General features: G+C 70.0%; 23 protein-coding genes and 1 tRNA gene. 15 read left to right on the top strand and 9 right to left on the bottom strand.

The genetic code is table 11. The features are described 5' to 3' along the window. Position 1 precedes the first annotated feature (1 nt). The 5 genes from ACIBGM_RS08120 to bcp all read right to left on the bottom strand — a co-directional run bounded on the left by ACIBGM_RS08120 (position 2) and on the right by bcp (position 4,745). Positions 2–1,858: a TOMM precursor leader peptide-binding protein gene (locus tag ACIBGM_RS08120; protein ID WP_396384876.1), complete on the bottom strand. Its 1,857-nt coding sequence runs from the start codon at positions 1,856–1,858 to the stop codon at positions 2–4. Further along, complete coding sequence (locus tag ACIBGM_RS08115) at positions 1,855–2,109, bottom strand: hypothetical protein (RefSeq protein ID WP_360529028.1); 255 nt, start codon at positions 2,107–2,109, stop codon at positions 1,855–1,857. Before ACIBGM_RS08115 ends, ACIBGM_RS08120 begins: the two co-directional genes overlap by 4 nt. Positions 2,110–2,168: 59 nt before the next feature. Further along, positions 2,169–2,249 (bottom strand) — tRNA-Leu (locus ACIBGM_RS08110). A gap of 50 nt (positions 2,250–2,299) precedes the next feature. Beyond that, positions 2,300–3,904 (bottom strand): substrate-binding domain-containing protein, encoded by a 1,605-nt coding sequence (locus tag ACIBGM_RS08105; RefSeq protein ID WP_360529031.1) that lies wholly within the window; start codon positions 3,902–3,904, stop codon positions 2,300–2,302. A gap of 373 nt (positions 3,905–4,277) precedes the next feature. Further along, complete coding sequence (gene bcp, locus ACIBGM_RS08100) at positions 4,278–4,745, bottom strand: thioredoxin-dependent thiol peroxidase (protein WP_360529034.1); 468 nt, start codon at positions 4,743–4,745, stop codon at positions 4,278–4,280. 194 nt (positions 4,746–4,939) lie between these two features. Here bcp and ACIBGM_RS08095 point away from each other — a divergent pair, with 194 nt between their 5' ends. The 6 genes from ACIBGM_RS08095 to ACIBGM_RS08070 all read left to right on the top strand — a co-directional run bounded on the left by ACIBGM_RS08095 (position 4,940) and on the right by ACIBGM_RS08070 (position 10,003). Beyond that, complete coding sequence (locus tag ACIBGM_RS08095) at positions 4,940–6,448, top strand: circularly permuted type 2 ATP-grasp protein (protein ID WP_396384917.1); 1,509 nt, start codon at positions 4,940–4,942, stop codon at positions 6,446–6,448. A gap of 16 nt (positions 6,449–6,464) precedes the next feature. Continuing rightward, positions 6,465–7,409: an alpha-E domain-containing protein gene (locus tag ACIBGM_RS08090; RefSeq protein WP_360529040.1), complete on the top strand. Its 945-nt coding sequence runs from the start codon at positions 6,465–6,467 to the stop codon at positions 7,407–7,409. Next, entirely contained in the window at positions 7,406–8,281 is an 876-nt protein-coding gene (locus ACIBGM_RS08085; RefSeq protein WP_396384875.1) for a transglutaminase domain-containing protein, read from the top strand. Before ACIBGM_RS08090 ends, ACIBGM_RS08085 begins: the two co-directional genes overlap by 4 nt. 4 nt (positions 8,282–8,285) lie before the next feature. Further along, positions 8,286–9,329 (top strand): glucose 1-dehydrogenase, encoded by a 1,044-nt coding sequence (locus ACIBGM_RS08080; protein ID WP_396384874.1) that lies wholly within the window; start codon positions 8,286–8,288, stop codon positions 9,327–9,329. Positions 9,330–9,404: 75 nt separating this feature from the next. After that, on the top strand, positions 9,405–9,668 hold the full coding sequence (locus tag ACIBGM_RS08075) for a DUF3618 domain-containing protein (protein ID WP_360529046.1): 264 nt from the start codon (positions 9,405–9,407) through the stop codon (positions 9,666–9,668). A 41-nt stretch (positions 9,669–9,709) separates the two neighbouring features. Continuing rightward, the gene (locus ACIBGM_RS08070; protein ID WP_131362142.1) at positions 9,710–10,003 is read left to right on the top strand and encodes a co-chaperone GroES; all 294 of its coding nucleotides are present in this window, start codon (positions 9,710–9,712) and stop codon (positions 10,001–10,003) included. On the opposite strand, the gene ACIBGM_RS08065 is transcribed toward ACIBGM_RS08070, so the two are convergent. Genes ACIBGM_RS08065 through ACIBGM_RS08055 form a run of 3 tightly spaced genes read right to left on the bottom strand, consistent with a single transcriptional unit; the run spans position 9,994 to position 12,792 of the window. Further along, positions 9,994–11,106, bottom strand: coding sequence for an amidohydrolase family protein (locus ACIBGM_RS08065; RefSeq protein WP_396384873.1), 1,113 nt, complete (start codon positions 11,104–11,106; stop codon positions 9,994–9,996). The two genes, ACIBGM_RS08070 and ACIBGM_RS08065, sit on opposite strands and share 10 nt — an antisense overlap. Further along, positions 11,099–12,151 (bottom strand): FAD-dependent oxidoreductase, encoded by a 1,053-nt coding sequence (locus ACIBGM_RS08060; RefSeq protein ID WP_360529051.1) that lies wholly within the window; start codon positions 12,149–12,151, stop codon positions 11,099–11,101. Before ACIBGM_RS08060 ends, ACIBGM_RS08065 begins: the two co-directional genes overlap by 8 nt. Then, positions 12,148–12,792 (bottom strand): FMN-binding negative transcriptional regulator, encoded by a 645-nt coding sequence (locus tag ACIBGM_RS08055; RefSeq protein WP_396384872.1) that lies wholly within the window; start codon positions 12,790–12,792, stop codon positions 12,148–12,150. Before ACIBGM_RS08055 ends, ACIBGM_RS08060 begins: the two co-directional genes overlap by 4 nt. A gap of 45 nt (positions 12,793–12,837) precedes the next feature. Here ACIBGM_RS08055 and ACIBGM_RS08050 point away from each other — a divergent pair, with 45 nt between their 5' ends. Next, on the top strand, positions 12,838–14,310 hold the full coding sequence (locus tag ACIBGM_RS08050; protein WP_396384871.1) for an amidohydrolase: 1,473 nt from the start codon (positions 12,838–12,840) through the stop codon (positions 14,308–14,310). Here the strand turns inward: ACIBGM_RS08050 and ACIBGM_RS08045 are convergent. Beyond that, positions 14,307–14,684: a DoxX family protein gene (locus ACIBGM_RS08045; protein WP_360529060.1), complete on the bottom strand. Its 378-nt coding sequence runs from the start codon at positions 14,682–14,684 to the stop codon at positions 14,307–14,309. The genes ACIBGM_RS08050 and ACIBGM_RS08045 overlap by 4 nt on opposite strands. Positions 14,685–14,771: 87 nt before the next feature. On the opposite strand from ACIBGM_RS08045, the gene ACIBGM_RS08040 reads away from it, so the two are divergent. From ACIBGM_RS08040 to ACIBGM_RS08005, 8 genes are all read left to right on the top strand, one after another. Next, positions 14,772–15,242: a MarR family transcriptional regulator gene (locus ACIBGM_RS08040; protein WP_360529063.1), complete on the top strand. Its 471-nt coding sequence runs from the start codon at positions 14,772–14,774 to the stop codon at positions 15,240–15,242. A gap of 51 nt (positions 15,243–15,293) precedes the next feature. Further along, positions 15,294–15,890, top strand: coding sequence for a TetR/AcrR family transcriptional regulator (locus ACIBGM_RS08035; protein ID WP_360529066.1), 597 nt, complete (start codon positions 15,294–15,296; stop codon positions 15,888–15,890). A 29-nt stretch (positions 15,891–15,919) separates the two neighbouring features. Next, positions 15,920–16,822, top strand: coding sequence for an alpha/beta fold hydrolase (locus tag ACIBGM_RS08030; RefSeq protein ID WP_396384870.1), 903 nt, complete (start codon positions 15,920–15,922; stop codon positions 16,820–16,822). Continuing rightward, positions 16,822–17,922, top strand: coding sequence for a succinyldiaminopimelate transaminase (dapC, locus tag ACIBGM_RS08025; protein ID WP_360529102.1), 1,101 nt, complete (start codon positions 16,822–16,824; stop codon positions 17,920–17,922). Before ACIBGM_RS08030 ends, dapC begins: the two co-directional genes overlap by 1 nt. Positions 17,923–18,007: 85 nt before the next feature. Next, positions 18,008–19,369 carry a M15 family metallopeptidase gene (locus tag ACIBGM_RS08020; protein ID WP_396384869.1) on the top strand — a complete coding sequence of 454 codons (1,362 nt, stop codon included), beginning with the start codon at positions 18,008–18,010 and terminating at the stop codon, positions 19,367–19,369. Beyond that, positions 19,366–20,142 carry a hypothetical protein gene (locus ACIBGM_RS08015; RefSeq protein WP_360529075.1) on the top strand — a complete coding sequence of 259 codons (777 nt, stop codon included), beginning with the start codon at positions 19,366–19,368 and terminating at the stop codon, positions 20,140–20,142. The genes ACIBGM_RS08020 and ACIBGM_RS08015 overlap by 4 nt, the downstream gene beginning before the upstream one ends. A gap of 46 nt (positions 20,143–20,188) precedes the next feature. Next, positions 20,189–21,343 carry an amino acid deaminase/aldolase gene (locus ACIBGM_RS08010; RefSeq protein ID WP_360529078.1) on the top strand — a complete coding sequence of 385 codons (1,155 nt, stop codon included), beginning with the start codon at positions 20,189–20,191 and terminating at the stop codon, positions 21,341–21,343. Next, positions 21,340–22,638 (top strand): D-arabinono-1,4-lactone oxidase, encoded by a 1,299-nt coding sequence (locus ACIBGM_RS08005; protein ID WP_360529081.1) that lies wholly within the window; start codon positions 21,340–21,342, stop codon positions 22,636–22,638. Before ACIBGM_RS08010 ends, ACIBGM_RS08005 begins: the two co-directional genes overlap by 4 nt.

Here is a 22,638-nt window from a genome sequence, read left to right as displayed (position 1 = left end):
CTCAGGCCAGTGGGTGTGGGGCGAGGTTGAGCTCGTCCAGCCGGGCCGGCGCCGGGCGCAGGCCGATCCGGGCCGGCATCTCCAGCAGCCGCGATCCGCCGAGCCGCGCCTGGTTCGCGCCGAACCAGATCGGCACGAAGCCCGGCACCAGACCGCGCACCACCCGGACGCCGACGGCCTCGACATCAGGCGGCGTCACGTCCACCGCGAGCACGTCCGGCGCGACCTGGGCCAACGACCGCACGAGCGCCCCCAGGCTGTCGTCGCCGGGGGACGCGTCCGGCCACGGCAAGCGCGGGCTGTCCCGGAGGAATCCCAGACCCTCGGCAGCAGGGTCGGCGTACAACAGGTCGTGGTCGTCTATCGTCGCGACCTTCGCCGGTGCGGCGGCCAGCTCCACCATGCGAGCCCGGACGGCCGGCAACCGGAGCCGACTGCGCAGCAGCGGCCGGACCTGCGCCACCTCCAGCACCGCGGACCGAGCAGCGACCACCGGGTCCATCGCAGCAGCAGCCCCGACCACGGCAGCCGGTGCCCGGTCGGACCACGCGACGGCGAGTACGGCGGTGGCCGCCGTGTCGGTCGGGAGCAGATGCACCGTCAGCTCGACACCACGCCGTGCATGGGTCGCGGCGATCCCGCGGATCACCTCGTCGGGCACGTCCGCCGCTGCAACGCAACGGCCGGCCAGCTGATGCGTCCATGCGATCGCGAACGCGTCCCGCTCAACCACCTCGAGCAACGCTCGCAGCGTGGCGCTGTCCCGATCTGCGCCGGCCGCGAAGCCGTTCGACGTGGCTGGGAACAGCGCAGCCGGGGACCGGTAGCCCAGATGCGTCGCCAGCAAGGGGATCCAGATCTCCTGGCCGGTCACCAGCGACTGCGCCGGCACCCACTCCAGCTCGGTCTCCGGCCGCCACGGCTGGAAGGGCAGGTCGTCGTACTGGTGGTCGGCGAACAGCACCAGGTCCCGCGGATGCAGGCCGGGCCGGTCCAGTCCGTCGTACGTCGACGTGAGCTTGCGCTCGGGGTGCCAGGTCATGGCGGCGTACCGCTCGAGGGCCTCGCCCAGCGCGCCGTCACGCGCCGCACGGTGGGTCCAACCCTTGCCGGTGCACGAGATGAACGCGTCGCGGCCGGTGCGGAAGTGAGCGTTCGCCAGCTCGGCGCGTACGACGTACGGACGCTCTGGCTCGTCGACATCCTTCGGCATCACCTCCAGGACGCGGACGACACCGCACAGCCGATCGACAGTCCGCCGTTCGACCTCGTCCATGTCGGTGACGACCGCTGCCGATGGTCGCTGGACCTTCGCACACGCCGGACAGTCCGGGCGGGGCAGCACCGGATGCAGCTGCTCGGCGCCAGTCCGCGCGTCGAGGGTCAGCACGCCGTCGGCGAGCTGCGCCTGAGTGACCATCGCCAGCAGCGCTGGCAGCACGGGCCGGGCCGCATCCGGCGAGCGACGGGCATCAAGCTCTTCCTCGACCGCCATCGCTGCCGCGAAGTCCTGCTCGCACGCGAGCGCTCGCATCCGCCAGCACAGGTAGCACGAGCCCTCGCCGGCCAGCACCAGCGGACCAACGGTCGCCCGGTGCCCTCGTACGGCAACGTGCAGCGTCGGCACGCCTAGCCGCAGCCCGATCGTGTTGACCCAGGAGTGCAGCACCGGAAGCGCACCGTCGTCGGCCGCGATCACCAGATCGGCTCCCGTCATCACCGCCGGCAACTCTTCGCGCTGTCCCGGGTACGGCGCGGGAACCCAGCGGGCAGGCAGTATCGCCGACCCCGCCAGGGCCGTGGTGAGTTCCGGGTGGCCGACCAGGACGACGTGCGCCCCGGACAGCCGGCCGGTCATTCGCCGAGGTTCGCGAACCGCTGGACAGCGCCGGCGTCTGCTTCGCCGAACGTGCCCTGCTCCCCGGATGTCTCGAAGATGCCCATCATGGCGCAGCGCAGCCCATCCAGGTGCGCCGAGCCGGCGTCCGCGCCGGCAAGGATGTCCCGGACCTTGACGTAGCCCGCCCATTCCTGGTCGGTCACCGTCTCCAGCCCGTCTTTCATGCTCTGCAGCTTGGCCTTCAGCTCGTCCAGCTCCGGAACGGCCATCGTTCCCCCTCCCGTCGTCCCCAGTCGCAGTATCGACCGGGGACGGACGGGCCACAAGGTGCGAGAGGCGGGACTCGAACCCGCACGCCCGGGGGCACCGGCACCTAAAGCCGGCGTGTCTGCCGTTCCACCACTCTCGCCGAGGGAGTCGCCTCCCCTTCGCAGGACATCCTAGGGGAGGCGACCGGGCTCAGCGGCTCTGGAGGGCGTCGATGAAGACCTGGCGCAGGTCGCCGGGGTTGCGGGCGACGTAGCTCTGGCCGCCGGTGGCCTTGGCCAGGGCGCGGAGCTCGTCGGCGTTCGCCTCCGGGCCCATGCCGAGCGCGATGATCCGGACCGGGCGGGCCGGGTCGGTCAGGCTCTCCAGGGTCTTCACGGTCTGCTGCAGGGTGGGGCTGCCCGGGTCGTCGTTCTTGCCGTCGGTGAACAGCAGGATCGAGTTGACCGCGCTGGAGTCGTACTGCTGGCGGACCGCCCGGACCGCGGCGATCGCGGTGTCGTACAGACCGGTGCTGCCGTTCGGGATCGGGCGCTGGATCTTCAGGTTGTCGAGGATCTTCTTGCGCTGCCGGTCCGACAGCGGCGCGATCGGGACCAGTTCCTTGTAGTCGGCGTCGTCCGGGCCGATCTTGGTGGAGAACGTCCACAGGCCGAGCGAGGCGCTGTTCGGGAACAGCGACAGGCCGCCGCCGGCCGCCTCGATGGTGAGCTGCATCCGGGTCTTGGCGCCGACCTTCTCGGCCATCGAGCCGGAGATGTCGATCACCGCGAGCGAGTGCGTGGACAGCGACAGCCGGGTCCAGTTCAGCAGCGTCTTGTCGATCGTCTCGCCGTTCGGCTTCGGCAGCTGGGTGACGTCGCCGACACCGCGGCCGCCGCTCAGCGGGCTGAGCTGCGCGTCCCGGAAGCCCGAGTCGTCCCGGGCCTGGCCGGACCCGTCGGTCAGCAGCTCGGCGGCGAGCGCCTTGGCGGCGTCGGTCGCCTGCTGTGCCTCGGACTTGGCCGTGACCACGACCGGGTAGTCCAGCACCAGCGTGCCGGTGGACGGCACGATCGCCCGGAGCTGGGCGTCCGGGTGGTCGTCCTGGTACTTCACGAACGTCTGCTCCGACACCGGCACGACGACCTTGCTGCTGTCCTGGTCGGCGCGGCCGAGCAGGGCGTTCGGGTCGGTGTACGGCTTGGCCATCGAGCCGAGCCGCTGCGCCAGCGGTACGACGACCGACGCAACCTGGGTGTCGGACGCCGACGTCCGCTGCCGCTCCGACTGGATCGCGAGCAGCGACAGCGCACCGGGCGACGTGCTCAACGGGTCCAGCAGAGCCGGCTCGGCGCCGCCGAGCGCACGCAGCCAGGACGAGGTGTCGGCGAAGTTGGTGTTCCGTCCGACCAGCACCAGCGGTGAGGAGGCGACGGACGGTACGGCGACGGTCGGCACGCTCTGGCCGTCGTCGGCCTGGGCGACCCAGAGCGAGGAGTCCGGGATCCACAGGTCGGGACGGTTGTCGCTGTTGCCGGCGATGTCCTGGGCGACCTTCGCCGAGGGAGCCGCGCTGATGGTGAACTGCAGACACGGAGTTCCGTCGTCGCCGCCCTTGCCGGCCAGCGACTTGGCCGCCGACTCGAGTGCGGGCTGCAACTCGGGCGTGGTGCTCAGCGAGATCTGCGTGGGATCGTCGCACGACTGGCCGCCGCCGCTCAGGAAGCCGTCGGCTCCCGACTCGGATCCGAAGGACCGGACCACGAACACGGCGCCCAGCGAGATCACCAGAAGCCCGACCGCGGTGATGTACACCGATCGACGGTTGTTGTTACTTCGCGTCACCGCAGAGGAATGTTTTCCCATCGCGGCAGGTCCCTCCCTCCCAGAGGCTGACTGCGCGCGCAGATTACCCGCTTTCGGCTGGTCACGGCGAAGATCGCCGTGGTTCCGGACACACCCCCGGAACGGCCGCAACGCGACGCTGAGGGGTGCGGGAGTACCGGTCTTTCACAGGAACGCTGGAAAACTCACCGACGGTAGCGCTCCGGCTGCGGTCCGCTGAGATGGGCGTGTGATCCAAATCACACTGGATCGCCGACTCAAACGACCGTTCCATAGACCAGTCCCGTGAAACGGTCGAAGGTTTCCCCCTGCCGGAGCCACCAGGTGGCTCGGTCACGGTGACTCAGAGACCCAGGTCGCGGCGGAGCTTGGCGACGTGGCCGGTCGCCTTGACGTTGTACTGCGCGACCGCGATCTTCCCGTCCGGGTCGACGACGAAGGTGGAGCGGATCACCCCCGTGACCTTCTTGCCGTACATGGTCTTCTCGCCGAACGCGCCGTACGCGGTCAGGACCTGCTTGTCCGGGTCGCTCAGCAGCGGGAACGTGACCGCGTCCCGCTCGCGGAACTTGGCCAGCTTCGCCGGCTTGTCCGGGGAGATGCCGAGCACGGCGTACCCGGCGGCCTGCAGCGAGTCGAGCGAGTCGCGGAAGTCGCAGGCCTGCTTGGTGCAGCCCGGGGTCATCGCGGCCGGGTAGAAGTAGACGATCACGTTCCTGCCGCGCAGGCCGGCCAGCGAGACCTCGTTGCCGTCGGCATCCGGCAGGGTGAACTCGGGTGCGGTGTCGCCGACGGACAGACGTTCGGACATCAGGGCCCTCCACACGGATCGGTTGACTGTGCGCAATGTTACGTGCGGGATAACTGGAGACGGTTCCGGGTGCGAGCGCGGCCGACCTGGGTGAAGATGCGCAGATGAGCCGCGCACCGTCCCGCCCCGCGGGCCCCCAGCTGTTCGACGGGTACCTCGACCCGCGGCGTCCGCACGCCGGCGCGTACGACGAGATGTTCGACCCGGTCGACGGGGTCCGGACGGCGTACAAGCGGCTGCACGACTCGCTCAAGCCGCTGCAGCCGGGCGACCTCACCGCCCGGTCCGAGGCGCTGGACCGGGCGCTGGTCGACCAGGGCATCACCTTCAGCCTGTCCGGCCAGGAGCGGCCGTTCCCGCTGGACCTGGTGCCGCGGGTGATCACGGCCTCGGAGTGGTCCCGGCTGGAGCGCGGCATCGTGCAGCGGGTCCGCGCGCTGGAGGCGTTCCTGGCCGACATCTACGGATCGCAGCAGATCGTCGCGGACGGTGTGCTGCCGCGGCGGCTGATCACCTCGTGCGAGCACTTCCACCGGCAGGCGGCTGGGATCGCGCCGCCGAACGGGGTCCGGATCCACGTGGCCGGGATCGACGTGGTGCGTGACGAGCAGGGTGACTTCCGGGTGCTGGAGGACAACCTGCGCAGCCCGTCCGGGGTGTCGTACGTAATGGAGAACCGCCGGACGATGACCAGGGTGTTCCCGGACCTGTTCGCCAAGCACCGGGTCCGTGCGGTCGGCGACTACGCCGTCCACCTGCTCAGAGCGCTCCGGGCGGCCGCTCCATCGAGTGCGACCGACCCGAACGTCGTCGTACTCACGCCGGGCGTCTACAACTCGGCGTACTTCGAGCACTCGCTGCTGGCCCGCCAGATGGGCGTGGAACTGGTCGAGGGGCGTGACCTGCTCGCCCGCAACAACGTGATCTACCTGCGCACCACCGAGGGCGAGCAGCGGGTGGACGTGATCTACCGGCGGATCGACGACGACTTCCTGGACCCGGTGCAGTTCGTGCCGGACTCCGTGCTCGGTGTCGCGGGCCTGGTGAACGCGGCGCGGGCCGGCAACGTGGTGATCGCCAACGCGATCGGCAACGGCGTCGGCGACGACAAGCTGATCTACACCTACCTCCCGGAGATCCTGAAGTACTACCTGGGCGAGACTCCGCTGCTGCCGAACGTCGACACCTACCGCTGCTGGCTGCCGAACGAGCAGACCGAGGTGCTGGACCGGCTGGACGAGCTCGTCACCAAGCCGGTCGAGGGCTCTGGTGGGTACGGCATCGTCTTCGGGCCGGATGCCTCGCCGAAGGAGCTGCTGGCCCAGCGGCGCCGGATCAAGGCCAATCCACGCGGCTGGATCGCGCAGCCCGTCGTACAGCTCTCCACTGTGCCTACCAAGGTCGGCGAGCGGCTGCAGCCGAGACATGTGGACCTGCGGCCGTTTGCGGTGAACGACGGCGACGACGTGTTCGTGCTGCCGGGCGGACTGACCCGGGTGGCCATTCCGGAGGGCAGTCTGGTCGTCAACTCGTCGCAGGGTGGCGGGTCGAAGGACACCTGGGTGCTGGCGCCCAGAGCCTCCGACGAGGACGCCGAGCTGCGCGGCCGCGGGCTGGGCGCGACCGGGGTCAAGAAGGACGAGGCCTCGACGCTGGAGCAGGGGCCGGAGCTGAACATCGCCCAACAGCAGCAGCAACAGTGATGGGGAGGTGCTGACGATGCTCGCACGCAACGCCGAGTCGCTGTACTGGATCGGCCGGTACGTCGAACGCGCGGACGACACGGCGCGGATCCTCGACGTGTCGGTCCATCAGCTGCTCGAGGACGCGACAGTCGACGCCGACACCGAGAGCCGCACGCTGCTGTCGGTCCTGGGCATCACCCCGCCGGACGGCACCCAGCTGGACGTGTGGGGGCTGACCGAGCTGGTCGCGATGTCGCCGGAGACCGGTTCGATCGTGTCCTCGATCGGGAGCGCCCGGGAGAACACCAGGGTGGCGCGCGAGGTGGTGTCCAGCGAGCTGTGGCAGTGCATCAACGCCATGTGGAACGCCGTACCCGAGCGGCAGCGGGCTGCTCGCCGGGTGGGGCCGCACGAGTTCTTCACGTTCGTGGAGAACCGGGCGGCGATGTTCGCCGGGCTGGCGGACTCCACGATGAGCCGGGACGACGGCTGGCGGTTCCTGGTGCTCGGCAGGTCGGTGGAGCGGGTCGACATGATCGTGCGACTGCTGATGTCCCGGGTGGGCGACAAGCCGACGTCGCCGGGATGGGTGACCGTACTGCGCTCTGCGGGTGCTCACGACACGTACTTGCGGACGTATCGCGGGGCGCTGGACGCGTCGCGTGTGGTGCAGTTCCTGCTGATGGACAGGCTCTTCCCGCGGTCGGCCTTCCACGCGCTGACACAGGCTGAGTCCTGCCTGGTCGAGCTGGACCACGGGCCGTCTGCCCGGATCGGTGCCGGTGCGGAGGCATCCCGGCTGCTGGGGAAGGCCCGTAGCGACCTGGAGTTCCTGCGACCGGCCGAGCTGCTGGACGACCTCACTGGCCGGCTGCAGGCATTGCAGACGACAGTGCGCGAGGTCGGCGAGGCAGTGTCGAGGCAGTACTTCCATGCAGTGCCGTGGATCGAGTGGAACAACGCGGAGGTGAACCTGTGACCGGGGTGGTGGGGCGGGGAAGGAATCGAGCACAGTGGCGTCTTCGCGTAGTCCATACAACCGGCTACCGCTATGCGACTGCAGTGACACAGTCCTACAACGAGGCTCGGCTCACTCCGCGCAGCGATGACCGGCAGAACCTCATGGTCGCCCGCCTCGAGACCGTCCCGGCGACCAGGGCCTACAAGTACACGGACTACTGGGGCACTGAGGTCAGCTCCTTCGACCTGCACACGCCCCACACCGAGCTGAAGGTCGTTGCCGCCTCGGTGGTGGAGACGACCGAGCAACCGGCGCCGACCGTCGACGCCACGTGGACGCAGATCCGGGCGGAGGAGAACCTCGACCGGTACGCCGAGTACCTCGAGTGGACGGCGTACGTGCCGAAGCATCGTGAGCTCGCTGCGGTGGCCCGGTCGCTGCGCAAGGGCATAACGCCGCAGGAGACCGTGCTGGCGGTGTCGAAGTGGGTGCACGACAGGCTGAAGTACCAGCGTGGCACCACTGGCGTGCACTCCTCTGCTGTCGACGCCTGGCAGGCCGGAGAGGGCGTGTGCCAGGACTACGCGCACCTGACGCTCGCCATGCTCCGGGCCGTCGGTGTACCCGCGCGCTATGTGTCCGGCTACCTCCACACCAAGCCCGACGCGGCGGTGGGCGAGACAGTCGTGGGGGAGAGCCATGCCTGGATCGAGGCGTGGACCGGGGAGTGGTGGGGCTTCGACCCGACCAACGACATCCCGATCGGGCACCGGCACGTCTGGGTGGCCACCGGCCGCGACTACGCCGACGTGTCCCCGCTCAAGGGCATCTACTCCGGCGGCGCGGCGACCGCAATCGAGGTGACCGTCGACATGACCCGGTTAGCCTGAGCGCATGCGGGCGATGACAGTCACGACGGGGAAAGCTGACTCAGCCGCAGTAGGAGAGGTGGAGGAGCCGCCGGACTCGGACGGTTCGATCCTGGTCGAGGGACTGCTCACCGGGATCTGCGGCACGGACGTGGAGCTGGTCTCCAGCGGGTTTGGCCGGGGCAGACCGGGCTCCGACCACCTGGTGATCGGCCACGAGTCGCTCGGCCGGGTCCTGGAGGCCCCGGAAGGCTCCGGCTTCAGTCCCGGCGACCTGGTGGCCGGTGTGGTCCGCCGGCCCGACCCGGAGCCCTGCCCAGCCTGTGCACGCGGCGAGTGGGACTTCTGCCGCAACGGCCTCTACACCGAGCGCGGCATCAAGGAGATGGACGGGTACGGCGCCGAACGCTGGCGAGTCGACCCGTACTTCGCCGCCCCGGTCCCGCAGCAGCTCGGACACCTCGGCGTACTGGTGGAGCCGGCCAGCATCCTCGCCAAGGCGTGGGAGCAGGTCGACCGCGTCGGGTCGCGCTCGTGGTACGGACCCGAGCAGGTGCTGGTCACCGGAGCCGGTCCGATCGGCCTGCTCGCCGCTCTGATCGCATCGCAGCGCGGGTACGGCGTACACGTGCTGGACCGGGCCACGGAAGGGCCCAAGCCCGAGCTGGTCCGGGCCCTCGGCGGCACCTATCTCACCGATCTGGCTGACCTGCACGTCACGCCGGACGTGGTGATCGAGGCGACCGGCGCCGGGCAGGTGGTGTTCGACTGCGCCAAGCTGCTCGCCCCGGCCGGGGTGATGTGCCTGACCGGGATCTCGCCTGGTCCGGCGACCATCGACGTACCCCTGGACGCCGTCAACCGCCAGCTGGTCGTCCGCAACGCCGCGCTGGTCGGGTCGGTGAACGCGGCCAAGCGGCACTACGCGGACGCGGTCGACCTCCTGCAGGCCGCCGACAAGGCCTGGCTGGAGGGGCTGATCACGCGGACCGTGCCGCTGTCGGAGTGGCCGAGCGCATTGGGCCGGGAACCGGAAGACATCAAGGTGGTCGTCGACTTGCAGCGATGACCTGCGAGGATGGACTCAGCAGGGCCTGCACGGCCATTCCGGGGCAGGTCCAGGAGACGAAGGGAGTGTCGACAGGTGCCGGACACGCAGGCTCGGACCGCCGAGCAGATCGAGGCGGACATCGCCGCCACCCGCGCGCGCCTGGCCTCGACCGTGGACGAGCTGGTCGACCGGGCGCACCCGAGGAACGTTGCCAAGCGGCAGGTCGAGCAGGCGAGGGCCCAGGTCTTCGACGAGCGCGGCCAGCTGCGAACCCAGAAGATCGTCGCGGTCGGCGGCGCCGCAGTCGGCGTGGTCGCCGTGCTGCTGCTGATCCGCCGGCTGGTGGGCCGCCGGTGACTCCACGCAAGCGGCTCTCCGACGACAAACTGCCGATCCGGATGCTGCACGACCGGGTGCTGGTCTCCCTCGAGCAGGAGGGCGAGCGGAAGTCCTCGGCGGGCATCCTGATCCCGGCCACGGCCCAGATGGGCCGCCGGCTGGCCTGGGCGAAGGTCGTCGCGATCGGGGCCAACGTACGGACCGTCGAGGTGGACGACCGGGTGCTGTTCGACCCGGAGGACCGGGCCGAGGTCGAGGTCCGCGGCGACGACTACATCCTGCTCCGCGAGCGCGACCTGCACGCGGTCGCCGCCGGCCGCCTCGAGGACGGCCAGACCGGCCTCTACCTCTGATCGAGGCCGTACAGGCGGACGGCGTTCTCCCGGGCCCACAGCGTGGCCACACGGACGGCGTCGTCCGCAGACCAGTCGCCTTGCGCCACGAAGCCGTCGAGCACGGAGCCGACGGCACGCCGCCACAGCGTGGCGCCGAGGAAGTGCAGCTCCGCCGGACCCCACGCGTCCGAGGAGTAGAGCAGCTTCGCGAACGGCGCCAGCTCCAGCCCCTCGGCCAGTACGGCGGCCGCCCGCGCACCGACGTACATGGTGGTGAGCCCGAGGTCCAGGTGCACGTGCGGGAACACATGTGCGAGGTATGCCGCGTTGCGGTGGAACGGATAGCAATGCAGCAGCACCACCTGCGTGCCGAGCGGCTCCACGCGACGCAGCCACTCCGTCAGCAACACCGGATCGGCTCTATGCAGTTGTAGATCCGTGTCACCGAAGCCGACGTGTAGCTGTAGCGGCAGCCCGCGTCGCGCGCCGGTCCACAGCAACCAGCGCAGCAGCACGGGATCAGCGACTCGCCCAGCACCCGACGAGTACCACCGATCCAGAGCAGCCAGTACGTCGGCGCTACTCGGCTCGGCCGGGTCGAAGTCGAACCCGTACCGATACGCCACGATGCTCTTCAGCCCGACAGCCCCAGCAGTCCGCTCCGCCAAACGCCTTACCAGCGCATCGGGTACGGCGGCCACGTCGGACTCCTGCGTGGCGACGTACTCGAGCTCGGCCTCCAGCCGCACCACCTCGTGCGCGAGGGAACCACTGAGCTTCGCCAGCTCGTCGACGCCGGTCACTGCATCACCCAAGTAGCCGGTGTCGACCAAGTAGTCGCTCACCCCGGCCGCATGCAGGAACAAGCTGTTCACGTCGGCCGCCTGGGACCGCGCGGTCAGATACTCGTCCGGTGCTGCGTGCGGAGCCAGTCCGAGCAGCGGAGCGCAGTACCGGCGGATCGCCAGGCCCAGCTGCGAGTCGAACGTCGACATCCACAGCGGGACGGGCCGGTCGGACTCGGTGATCAGCTGCTCGAAGCCGGCTCGGTCGAGGGGTCCTTTGACGGCCCCGTGCACGTGGTGATCCACCAGCGCCAAGCCGTCCAGGTGCTCAGCCAACATGGCTGCTCAGCCGGAAGCGCGACGGAACCGACGCCTCGCCCGTCACCAGACCGCGGACGAACTCACCGACCAACGGCACGAACTTGAACCCCTGCCCGCAGAATCCAGCCGCGACCGTGATCGGCCCGACCCGGTCGATCACGAAGTTGTCGGTGGGCGTGTTGTCGTACAGGCAGCTGATCGCCGTCGACCTGGTCAAGTCCAGGCCGGGGAACCACTCCTCGACGTACCGCACCAGCTGTTTGTCCCGTTCCGGCTCGGCTCCGAAGTCCCGCTGGTCCGGATCGACCTCCGGACCGGTGGCGTGCAGGCCGACCTTCACGCCGGACCCGGGTTCGAACAACCCGTAGCGGCCCCTGTGGACGAACGACGGCCAGTCGAAGTCCGCCACCGGCTCGAAGAACCGCGGCTGCTCCTGCGTCACCCGGAACGGCGGCAACGGCACCAGCCCGGTCAGCAGCTTCGGCGCCCACGCACCGGCCGTAACCACGACCTGCCGCGCCTGCACAGCCCCATCGGGTACGTCGAGCTCGACCACATCACCCTGGACCCGCAAGGCCCGCACCGGCGACAGCTCCCGGAACTCCGCGTTCGCCACTCGCTGCAGTGCACTGACAGTCCGGTCGGCGTACAACCGCCCGGACCCAGGTTGGTAGAGCACCGGAGTCTCGAACCGCATACCCTGCCACCGCTCGGCCGCCTCGGTTGCTGTGAGCACCTGTCCGGTCGGGTGCAGGGCCCGGAAGGTCTCGACGGCCGCCTCGTCGACTCCGTGGTCGATCCCACCGGTCACCTCGAACAGCGTCTCGCCGGACTCGTCCTCCAGCGCCCGCCACAGCCCACGCGCCTGCTCGGTCAGCTGCGCGACCTCAGCGTTGTCCGCTGCCGGCCGGAACAGCCGTGTGCCACCATGCGACCCGCCACGCACATGCCCGAGCTCGTACTGCTCCAGTACGACGACCTCGCGCCCGGCAGCCGCCAACGCCCGCGCAGCCGCCGACCCCATCGCGCCCGCGCCGACCACTGCCACGTCGTACGTCATCTCATCCGGCCCTGGTCGTCGTACCGGGCGCGCATCAAGCCCTCGACGGCCTGGTGGTCGGAGCGCGGCGAGTCGTGCAGGGCTGCCATCGTGCTGGCCCGATCGGCTTCGGTCCGGTTCTGCCCCAGCTTCACCTTCGCGGTCACCTGATCGACCCGCAGGGTGAACGCCTGCAGCTCCGGCAGCAACTCGTTCGTCCGGTCGCGCGCCCACTCGTCGCCTCGCCAGCGCGCGTCCGGGTCGCTCGGGTTGAGCGTCTCCTCGTGGTCCTTGACGAGCCGGGTCAGGTGCGCCCGGACGGCGTCCGGGTCGTCCAGCGGCACCGCCTGCCCACGCAGTTCGATCGCCACGAAGTTGTACGTCGGCAGACCGCGGCTCGCGTACCACGCCGGGCTCACGTACACCGACGGCCCGAGCACGCTGATCAGGATCCGGGCGCGCTGCCGGATCGACTCCGCGAACGGGTCGAGGGCAGCCACATGGGCGACGATCTCCAGGCCGTCGTCCCGCCGTACCTGGACCGGGACGTGCGCGATCCGCAGGTCGGGCTGGTCCGTCACGAGCGTGGCGAACGGCTGCGCCTCGATCAGCCGGGTCACCTCGTCCAGGTCAGGCTCCACGTAGTCGGGGGCGACGTACATCCGGGCTCCGTTCCGTTGTCGGCGGTCTCCCTGCAGAGTAAGGCCATGACTTCTGCCGACCTGCTGCTCCGCAACGCCCGCCTGGTCCGCGACGGCGCGCCGGCCGATCCGGTCGACATGCTGATCTCCGCCGGAACGATCGCGTCCATCGGGTCCGCCGAGCCCGACGGCGCGGAGGTGGTCGACCTCGACGGCCGCTACCTGATGAACGGGCTGTGGGACCACCACGTGCACTTCCAGCAGTGGGCCCTGTCCCGTCAGCACCTAGACCTGTCCTGTACGACGTCCGCGCGCGAGGTCGCGGATCGGGTCCGGGACCGGCTCGCCACCAACCCGCCACCAGCCGGGGGCGCGCTGCTCGGGTACGGGTTCCGCGACGGGCTCTGGCCGGACCAGCCGCTCAAGTCGCTGCTCGACGACGTGTCGGGCGACGTACCGGTCGCGCTCGCCAGTGGCGACCTGCACTCCGGCTGGCTGAACAGTGCGGCGATGCGGCAGCTCGGTGCGGTGGACCGGCCGAGCGGTCTGCTGCGCGAGACGGAGTTCGCGCCCGTGATGAAGCTGCTGGCGACCGCTCCGGCCGTCGTCGGCGAGTTGGTCGCCGATGCCGCGCGTACGGCGGCCTCCCGCGGCGTCGTCGGGGTCGTCGACCTGGAGAACGCCCGCAACACGGAGGTCTGGAGCGACCGGTACGCGGCCGGGATCGACGTCCTCCGGGTCGAGTGCAGCGTCTACCCGGAGAACCTCGACTGGGCGATCGAACAGGGGCTGCGGTCGGGGGACGCCGTACCGGAGACCGGTGGCCTGATGACGATGGGGCCGTTGAAGGTGATGACGGACGGCTCGCTGAACACGCGGACGGCGTACTGCCACGATCCGTACCCAGGGATGGCCGAGGACGCCTACGGGCTGCTCGTCGTACCACCGGAGGTGCTGGTGCCGCTGATGCAACGGGCCTTCGACCACGGGATCACGAGTGCGATCCACGCGATCGGGGACCACGCGAACCGGCTGGCGCTCGACGCGTTCGAGAAGGTCGGCTGCGCCGGGACGATCGAGCACGCGCAGTTGCTCGCGCCGGAGGACTTCCCGCGGTTCCGCGAGTTGGGTGTGGCGGCGAGCGTGCAGCCGGTGCATGCGCTGGACGATCGCGACGTGGCGGATCGGCACTGGGCCGGGCGGACTGGGCGAGCCTTTGCGTTCGGTGGGTTGCTGGCGGCGGGCGCTGAGTTGCGGCTGGGGTCGGATGCGCCGGTGGCGCCGCTCGATCCGTGGCTGTCGGCGGCGGCTGCTGTGCATCGTTCAGGTGACGAGCGCGAGTCGTGGCATCCGGAGCAGGAGATCCCGGTTGGCGCTGCGCTGGACGCCTCGACCCGCGGCGGCCGGACTCCGCGTGCGGGCGCTCCGGCCGACCTCGTCGTACTCGACGCCGACCCGATGCTCGCCGCAATCGACGAGCTGCGGGCCTTCCCGGTCCACTCGACCCTGCTCGCGGGCCGGTGGACCTGGCGCGCCTAGAAGCTGTTCGGGCCGAAGCGGAAGACCGCGACGAGCAGCGCGAGGATCAGCAGGACGGCGTTGATGGCGATCGGCTGCGTCTCCTTGCGGCGGGCGTGCGTGATCGCCGCGCCGAGCATCAGCACGGCGAGGCCGGTCGCGGCGAGCGGGACCAGGACCGGGGCGATGTCGAGGACGGCGGGCAGGATCAGGCCGAGCGCGCCGAGCACCTCGGCGGCGCCGATCAGCTTGACCGTGCCGGGCGAGAAGTCCTCGACCCATTGCATGTTCGGGTTCGCGAGCAGCTTGCGCCGTTCCTGCGTCAGCTTCATCACGCCGGCGCCCAGGAAGAGGGCGGCGAGCAGCCCCGCGACGATCCACAGAAAGACGTTCATGTCCCACTCTCAGTCATTGGTTGACGAATCAACTCAACGCTAGACCCGGATGACTTGAAGCGTCAACTAATGTCGTAAAATGTGCTCATGGACGACGGGGTGCGGTGGCTGGAGCAGGACGAACTGGCGAGCTGGATGGCGTTCGCGGCCCTGATGTTCAAGCTTCCCGGCGCGCTCGACTTCCAGCTCCAGCGCGACTCCGGGCTGAGCCATTTCGAGTACCTCGTGCTCGCCGGGCTGTCCGAGTCGCCCGGCCGATCGCGGCGGATGAGCGATCTGGCCGGCTTCGCGAACGGCTCGCTCTCGCGGCTGTCCCATGTCGTCAAGCGCCTCGAGCAGCGCGGCTTCGTCGAGCGTCGCCCCGCCGAGGACGACGGCCGGATCACCGTCGCGACGATCACCGACGCCGGGTACGACGTCCTCGTCGCGGCCGCTCCTGGTCACGTCACGACCGTCCGCGAGCTCGTCATCGACGCCCTGACTCCGGAGCAACTCGTCCAGCTGAAGACCATCGCCGACCAGATCCTCGCCAAGGTCGACCCGGGAAAGCCCTGCTGAATCGCCGGCAAATCGCTTGCTCCGAGCGAACGGTCGTGCTTTTATTTTGCTGTGAGCAAGGGCGAACAGACACGGGCTGCCGTGCTGGACGAGGCCGCGCGGGTGGTCAGCGCGGCCGGCCTGAGCGGTCTCACCATCGGCCTGCTGGCCGACCGCATGCAGCTGTCGAAGAGCGGCCTGTTCGCGCACTTCCGCTCCAAGGAGCAGCTCCAGGTCGCGGTGGTCGAGCGTGCGGCCGAGCTGTTCGCCGAGCGCGTCGTCCGCCCTGCGCTCCAGGCGCCCCGCGGTGAGCCGCGCCTGCGTGAGCTCTTCGACCGCAAGCTCCGCTGGGACAACGGCGATCTCGCCCTGCCCGGTGGATGTTTCTTCGCCAGCGTCTCCGCCGAGCTCGACGACGCGCCGCCGAGCCCGGTCCGCGACCGGGTCGTGAGCGCCGAGCGCGACTACGGCGACCTGCTCGCCAACGTGTTCCGGACCGGCATCAGCGAGGGCCACTTCCGCCCCGACGCCGATCCCGAGCAGTACGCCTTCGACATCCGCGGCGTCCTGCTCTCGTACCACCACGCCAGCCGGCTGCTGGCCGACCCCAAGGCCGAGGACCGAGCACGTACCGCCTTCGAGGCGCTCGTCCGGGCGGCTCGCCTCTGACCCTGACCTGATGATCTGGAGTAGTCGACATGGCAGCAAAGAAAAGCACGAACGTTCGGTTCTTTAGATTCGGATTCAGCCTGCTCGAGCGGGTCGCGCCGGGCGTCGGTGCGGGGGTGCTCAACCGGCTGTGGTTCCGGGTCCCCGCCGTACCGGAGAAAGCTCGGCGGCCGCGCGGTGAGCTGCCGGCCGCGACCCCGTTCGACGTCGACGGGATCCGCGGCCGGTCGTACGGCGCGGGGCCGACCGTCTACCTCGTGCACGGGTGGGGTGGCTGGGGGTTGCAGCTCGGCGCCCACATCAAGCCGCTGGTCGACGCGGGCTTCCGAGTGGTCACGTACGACGCCTGGAGCCACGGCGACTCGGCTCCGGGCCGCGAAGGTAAGAACGCGTCCACCCTCCTCGAACTCGCCGACTCGCTGAAGACGGTGGTCGCCGCACAAGGTCCGGCGTACGGCGTGATCGCGCACTCGCTGGGTGCACCCGCGACCGCGTTGGCGATGCGCGACGGGCTCGACGTCGACCGCGTGGTCTTCATCGCCACGGCGACGGACTTCACGGACTGGCTCGACCAGTTGCAGGCGGCCCTCGGCTTCGGAGCGCGGATCCGGGCCGGGTTCCTCCGGCGTTTCGAGGCGCGCTTCGGCCCGATGGACTCGTTCCATCTGAACGCGGTCATCCCGGCCATCGCCGAGCGCCGCGCGCTGCCGCTGCTCTTGCTCGTCCACGATCGCTCCGACCCGGAAACGCCGTACCAGGGCAGTGTCGACGTCACCGGCGACTGGCCGGGCGCTCGCCTGGAGACGAGCGACGGGCTGGGGCACCGGCGCATCCTGCGCGACCCCGACCTGGTGAAGAAGGCGGTCGAGTTTCTCGCGGAGCGAGCGCCGGGCGACCGGCGATCCGGCCGGCAGGAGAGAATGCTGGGGTGATCTTCGAGACCTCCAGCCGGTTGCCGGACTTTCCGTGGGACAAGCTCGCGCCGTACAAGCAGAAGGCGGCCGCCCATCCCGACGGGATCGTGGACCTGTCCATCGGCAGCCCGGTCGACCCGGTGCCGGACCTGATCCAGCAGGCGCTCGCGGACGCAGCCGACGCACCGGCGTACCCGACCACGATCGGTACGTCGACCGTGCGGCAGGCGGCCGTGGACTGGATGGCCCGGCGTCTCGAGGTGCCCGGCGTGGACCCGCAGACCGGCGTGCTGCCGGTGATCGGCACCAAGGAGCTGATCATGCTGCTGCCGACGCTGCTGGGGATCGGCGCCGGCGACACCGTGCTCATCCCGGACCTCGCCTACCCGACGTACGAGGCCGGTGCCGCGTTGGCTCGGGCCACCAGCGTTCCGATCGCCGACCCCACGACGTACGACGGGCCGGTGCGGGTCGCCTACCTCAACTCCCCGCGGAACCCGTCGGGTGAGATCACCTCGCCCGAGGACCTGCGCCACGCCGTCGAGTGGGCACGGGCGAACGACGTGCTGCTGGTGAGCGACGAGTGCTACGCCGAGTTCGGGTGGGATGCGCGGCCGGTGTCGGTGCTGCACCCGGACGTGTGCGGCGGCAGCTTCGACAACCTGCTGGCGGTGCACTCGCTGTCGAAGCGGTCGAACCTCGCCGGCTACCGGGGCGGTTTCGTGGCCGGTGACGAGACGGTCGTCGCGGAGCTTCTTGCCGTGCGCAAGCACGCCGGCCTGATGGTGCCGTCGCCGATCCAGGCGGCGATGGCGGCCGGCTTCGCGGACGACGCCCACGTCGACAAGCAGCGGGAGCGGTACCTGCGGCGCCGCGCCGTACTGCGCGATGCCCTGACCGACGCCGGCTGGGTCATCACCCTGTCCAACGGCGGCCTGTACCTGTGGGCCGAGCACCCGGACCACGACTCCTACGGCTCGGTCGGCGCGCTCGCGGACCGCGGCATCCTGGTCGCCCCGGGAGCCTTCTACGGTACGGCGGGGGAGCGGCACGTCCGCGTGGCGCTGACCGGCACCGACGAGCGTATCGACGCCGCGGTGAAAAGACTGCAGGAATAACAGAACTTCCACGTCCTGTGTGACGTCTTCCTCTTCGACCGCATCTTTAGTGGGTAAGTTGCGGTGAGGGGAGAGGGGCGATCACATGACGTGGCGGGTTCTTGGGGTGGGTTTGGCGGCGGTGCTGCTTGCGGCAGGCTTGCACGCGCCCAGTGCTTCGGCGGACGACGAGCCGACGCCGTCGGAAACGCCGTCGTCGGCGGCCGTCGAGGAGCCCACGCCGACGCCCACTCCAACTCCAACTGCGACCCCAACCGAGACGCCGACGCCGACGCCAACTCCGACGCCCACGCCGACGCGGACGGCGGCGGCCGCGGAGTGGGAGATCACGCTGGACCCGATCGCCGCGTCCTGGGAGGACCGGCCGACGGTCTTCACAGGCAGGATCAACCAGCCGATCACCGGGTCGTACATCACCCTGTGGCAGCGGGTCCCCGGCGCCTGGGTGCTGCGCGCGTCCACCCGGACCACGACCGGCGGCGTCTACAGGTTCAGCTACACCTCGGCCACGCCGGGCACGTGGGCGTTCCGGACCATGATCGGCGTCAAGGCCGAGACCGCGCTGGCGATCTCGCCGTACCAGTCCTCCAACATCCAGGACCGCAAGATCGTCCTCAACACCCCGGCGCCGTGGTACGCGACGCTGACCGGCGCCTCGGTCACCGGCCGGATGACCCCGGCCGAGCCGGGCAAGGAGCTCGCGCTGCAGGACTACCTCGGCAGCGGCAGGTGGCGGCTGCTCGCGATCGGGAAGATGGACAGCTACGGCAGATTCCGGCTGCGGGTGCCGGACGACGTGCCGGCGACCCGGACCGTCCGTGTGGTCACGCGCTGGGTGACGCAGCCACAGATGGAGTACTCCGGCCTGGCCACGATCGTGGTCAAGGCAGCGCTGAACCCCAAGGTGTACGCCGTCTCGGCCTCGATGGTGCCGTACACGTACCGGTCCGGCTGTCCTGTCGGGCCGTCGTCGCTGCGGCTGATCCAGCTCAACTACTGGGGTTTCGACGGCAAGGTGCACCGCGGTGAGCTGATCGTCCGGGACGCCGCCGTGTCGAAGATGATCACGGTCTGGACCTCGACGTTCGCCTCGAAGTTCCCGATCCGGCAGATGCGCCGGGTGGACCGGTTCGGCGGCAGCGACATCAAGTCGATGGAGGCGGACAACACGTCGGTCTTCAACTGCCGCCGGGTCACCGGCAACCCGTACGCCCTGTCGCCGCACTCGTACGGGTGGGCCATCGACATCAACACCGTCGAGAACCCGTACCTGGCCGCCAACGGCGTCTGGTACCCGTCGAACGGCCTCGCCTACCGCAACCGCTCCATCGTCCGTCCCGGCATGCTCTTCGCCAGCAGTACGGCGACCAAGGCGCTGATCAACCAGGGCTACTTCTGGGGCGCGTACTGGAGCAAGCCCGACTACCAGCACTTCCAGCCGAAGTGAGGGCAGTCGCCGCGGCGGCGGTCCTCTCGGTGCTGCTGGTGGGGTGCAGCGGCGAGGAGACACCGCAGGCTGCTCCCACCCCAACCCCGTCCATCCCCGAGACCGTGGGTGGGACCGTGCCCGTGCCCACCAACACGCTGAGCACGGTCAAGCCGACGGATGCCGCCGTACCGCCTCAGTTGCCGGAGGAGGCGACGGCTCCGCCGCCGGCCACCGCTGGACCGCTCACTGCACGCAACCTGCCGACGCCCGACAAGCTTGGCTCGGGCTGGAAGACGTACGTCGACCCCGGCGGTGCGGAGGTCGGCTTCCTGGGCAACGACACGTGGACCCGTCGACGTGAGCCGCACCAGGCTGCGTATGAAGCGTTGCCGGTCGGCTGCGCCGGTCAGCTGCCGTCCGGGTCGTTGCCGGTGCCGCAGTACGCACTGCAAGGCGCCTACCGCACAGCGGACGACAAGCCCGGCACAGCGCTCCTCCTGCGGTTCACGGCTGCTGACAAGGCGACGGCGTACCGCGCTGGTTACCAGGCGCGCATGGCAGCCTGCGGCGACGGCGGCGACCTCAGCGTGAAGCAGCTGTGGTCGGAGGACAGCGCAGCAGCCGGAGTACGGCGCTATGGGGGCGACGAGGCGGAGCAGTACGTCGATGTGTCCGTGGTGCAAGGCTCCACGGTCGCCCTGCTCGCCGCCGCGTCCGCTGAGCCCGACAAGCAGTCCGACTGGGCGCACGACGTCGTACAGGCGCTGCAAGCTGTCATCGATGTCCCGTAACAGAAGTTTTATTACCTTTCAGTATTTGTTGTCTTACACTCCCGTTATGGGTGACTTCGACCGGTATGCCCGCCACACCGCGGACCTCGACGCGCCGTACGCGGTGGTCGACCTGGCCGCGTTCCGGCGGAATGCGGACGACCTGGTCCGCCGCGCCGGGGGGACACCGATCCGGATCGCCTCGAAGTCGGTCCGCTGCCGCGCGCTGATCGCGGCCGCGCTGGAGCGGCCCGGGTTCCACGGCGTGATGAGCTACTCGCTGCCCGAGGCGCTCTGGCTGGCCGGCAACGGTGTCGACGACATCCTGCTCGGTTACCCGACCACCCACCGGACCGCGCTGCGCTCGCTGGCCGAGGATCCCGAGGCGGCCGCGCGGATCACGCTGATGATCGACTCACCCGAGCACCTGGCGTTCATCAAGTCCGTCACCGCCGGCGGCGCCCGGATCCAGGTCTGCCTCGACGTGGACGCGTCGCTGCGCGTCCTCGGGCAGCATCTCGGGGTCCGGCGTTCCCCGCTCCGGACGCCGGCCGAGGTCGCCGGGCTCGCCCGCAAGGTGGTCGCCGACGACGCCTTCGAGTTGGTCGGAGTGATGTTCTACGAGGCGCAGATCGCCGGCCTCCCGGACACGTCGCCGGCCGTCCGCTGGGTGAAGCGCCGCTCGGCGGCCGAGCTGGCCGACCGTCGCGGCGCCGTGGTCGATGCCCTCAAGCAGTTCGCCCCGCTGCGGCTCGTGAACAGCGGCGGCACCGGCAGCCTCGAGGTCAGCAGCGCTGATCCGGTCGTCACCGAGGTCACCGCCGGCTCCGGTCTCTACGGCCCGACCCTCTTCGACAAGTACGACGTCTTCCAGCCGGCGCCCGCGGTCTTCTTCGCGCTGGACGTCGTACGGCGGCCGGCGCCGCGGATCGCCACGCTCTTCGGCGGCGGGTACGTGGCGTCCGGTCCGGCGAAGAAGTCGCGGCTGCCGTTGCCGACCTGGCCGGCCGGATTGAAGCTGCTCGGGACCGAAGGCGCCGGCGAAGTGCAGACTCCGGTCCAGGGGAAGTCGGCCGACACGCTGCGGCTCGGGGACCGGGTGTGGATGCGGTACGCGAAGGCGGGCGAGATGCTGGAGCGGTTCGATGTCGTGCACGCGATCGACGGTGACGAGCTGACCGCGCTCGCGACGTATCGGGGCGAGGGGAAGAACTTCGGATGAGCACCTGGCGGAACTGGGCCGGCACCGAGTCGGCGACCGGCGTGGAGCTGCTCCGCCCAGCGTCCGCCGACGAGCTCGCGGCCGCGGTCAAGGCCGCCGCCGAGCAGGGCAAGAAGCTCAAGGCAGTCGGTTCCGGCCACTCGTTCACCGGCTGCTCGGTGCCCGAGCAGGTGATGATCCGGCTCGACGGGCTGTCCTCGATCACCAATGCGGACAAGGCGTCCGGCCTCGTCACGGTCGGCGCCGGCACCGGCCTGCGCAAGCTGAACGCCGGGCTGGCGGCCTTCGACCTGGCGATGGCGAACCTCGGCGACATCGACAAGCAGACCATCTCCGGCGCGATCTCCACCGGCACGCACGGCACCGGCGTACGGCTCGGCGGCCTCGCCACCCAGGTGGTCGGGCTCGAGCTGGTCACCGCCGACGGGTCGGTCCTGCACTGCTCCGCGGAGGAGAACGCGGACGTCTTCGACGCGGCCCGGATCTCGGTCGGCGCGCTCGGCGTGATCACCTCGCTGACCCTGCAGTGCGTGCCGGCGTTCCTGCTGCGGGCACAGGAGATGCCGCTGCCGCTGCCCGAAGTGCTGGACGGCTTCGATGAGCTTGCCGACGGCAACGACCACTTCGAGTTCTACTGGTTCCCGCACACCGACATCGCGCTCACCAAGCGGAACAACCGGGTCGCGGCCGGCGTCGGCGCCTCCCCGGTCAGCTGGATCCGCGGCTGGGTCGACGACGAACTGCTGTCCAACAAGGTGTTCGAGCTGACCAACCGGCTGGCGACCCGCCGACCCGGGCTGGTGCCGCGGATCAACCGGGTCGCGTCCCGCGCACTGTCGGCCCGGGAGTACGTCGACGCGTCGTACAAGGTGTTCTGCTCCGAACGCAACGTGGTCTTCCGCGAGTCGGAGTACGCCGTACCGCGGGAGCACGTGGTCGAGGTGATCCGCCGGCTCCGGGCCTGGATCGACGCTTCGGGAACGCACTACCCGTTCCCGATCGAGATCCGGGTGGCCGCGGCGGACGACATCTGGCTGTCGACCGCCCACGGCCGCGACACCGCCTACATCGCCATCCACCAGTACCACCGGCTCGAGCACGCCGAGTACTTCCGCGCCTTCGAGCGGATCGTCGCCGAGTACGACGGCCGGCCGCACTGGGGAAAGCTGCACACGTTGACCGCGGACGACCTGCGTGCCCGGTATCCACGGTTCGACGACTTCCTCGCCGTACGCGACCGCTTGGACCCCAACCGTGCCTTTTCGAACCCTTACAGCCGGCAGGTCTTCGGCTAG

The organism is Kribbella sp. NPDC050470 (assembly GCF_044458365.1).
Classification (GTDB): Bacteria; Actinomycetota; Actinomycetes; order Propionibacteriales; family Kribbellaceae; genus Kribbella.
The sequence above is the reverse complement of the archived record's forward strand: the minus strand, read 5'-3'. Positions and strand labels throughout refer to the sequence as shown.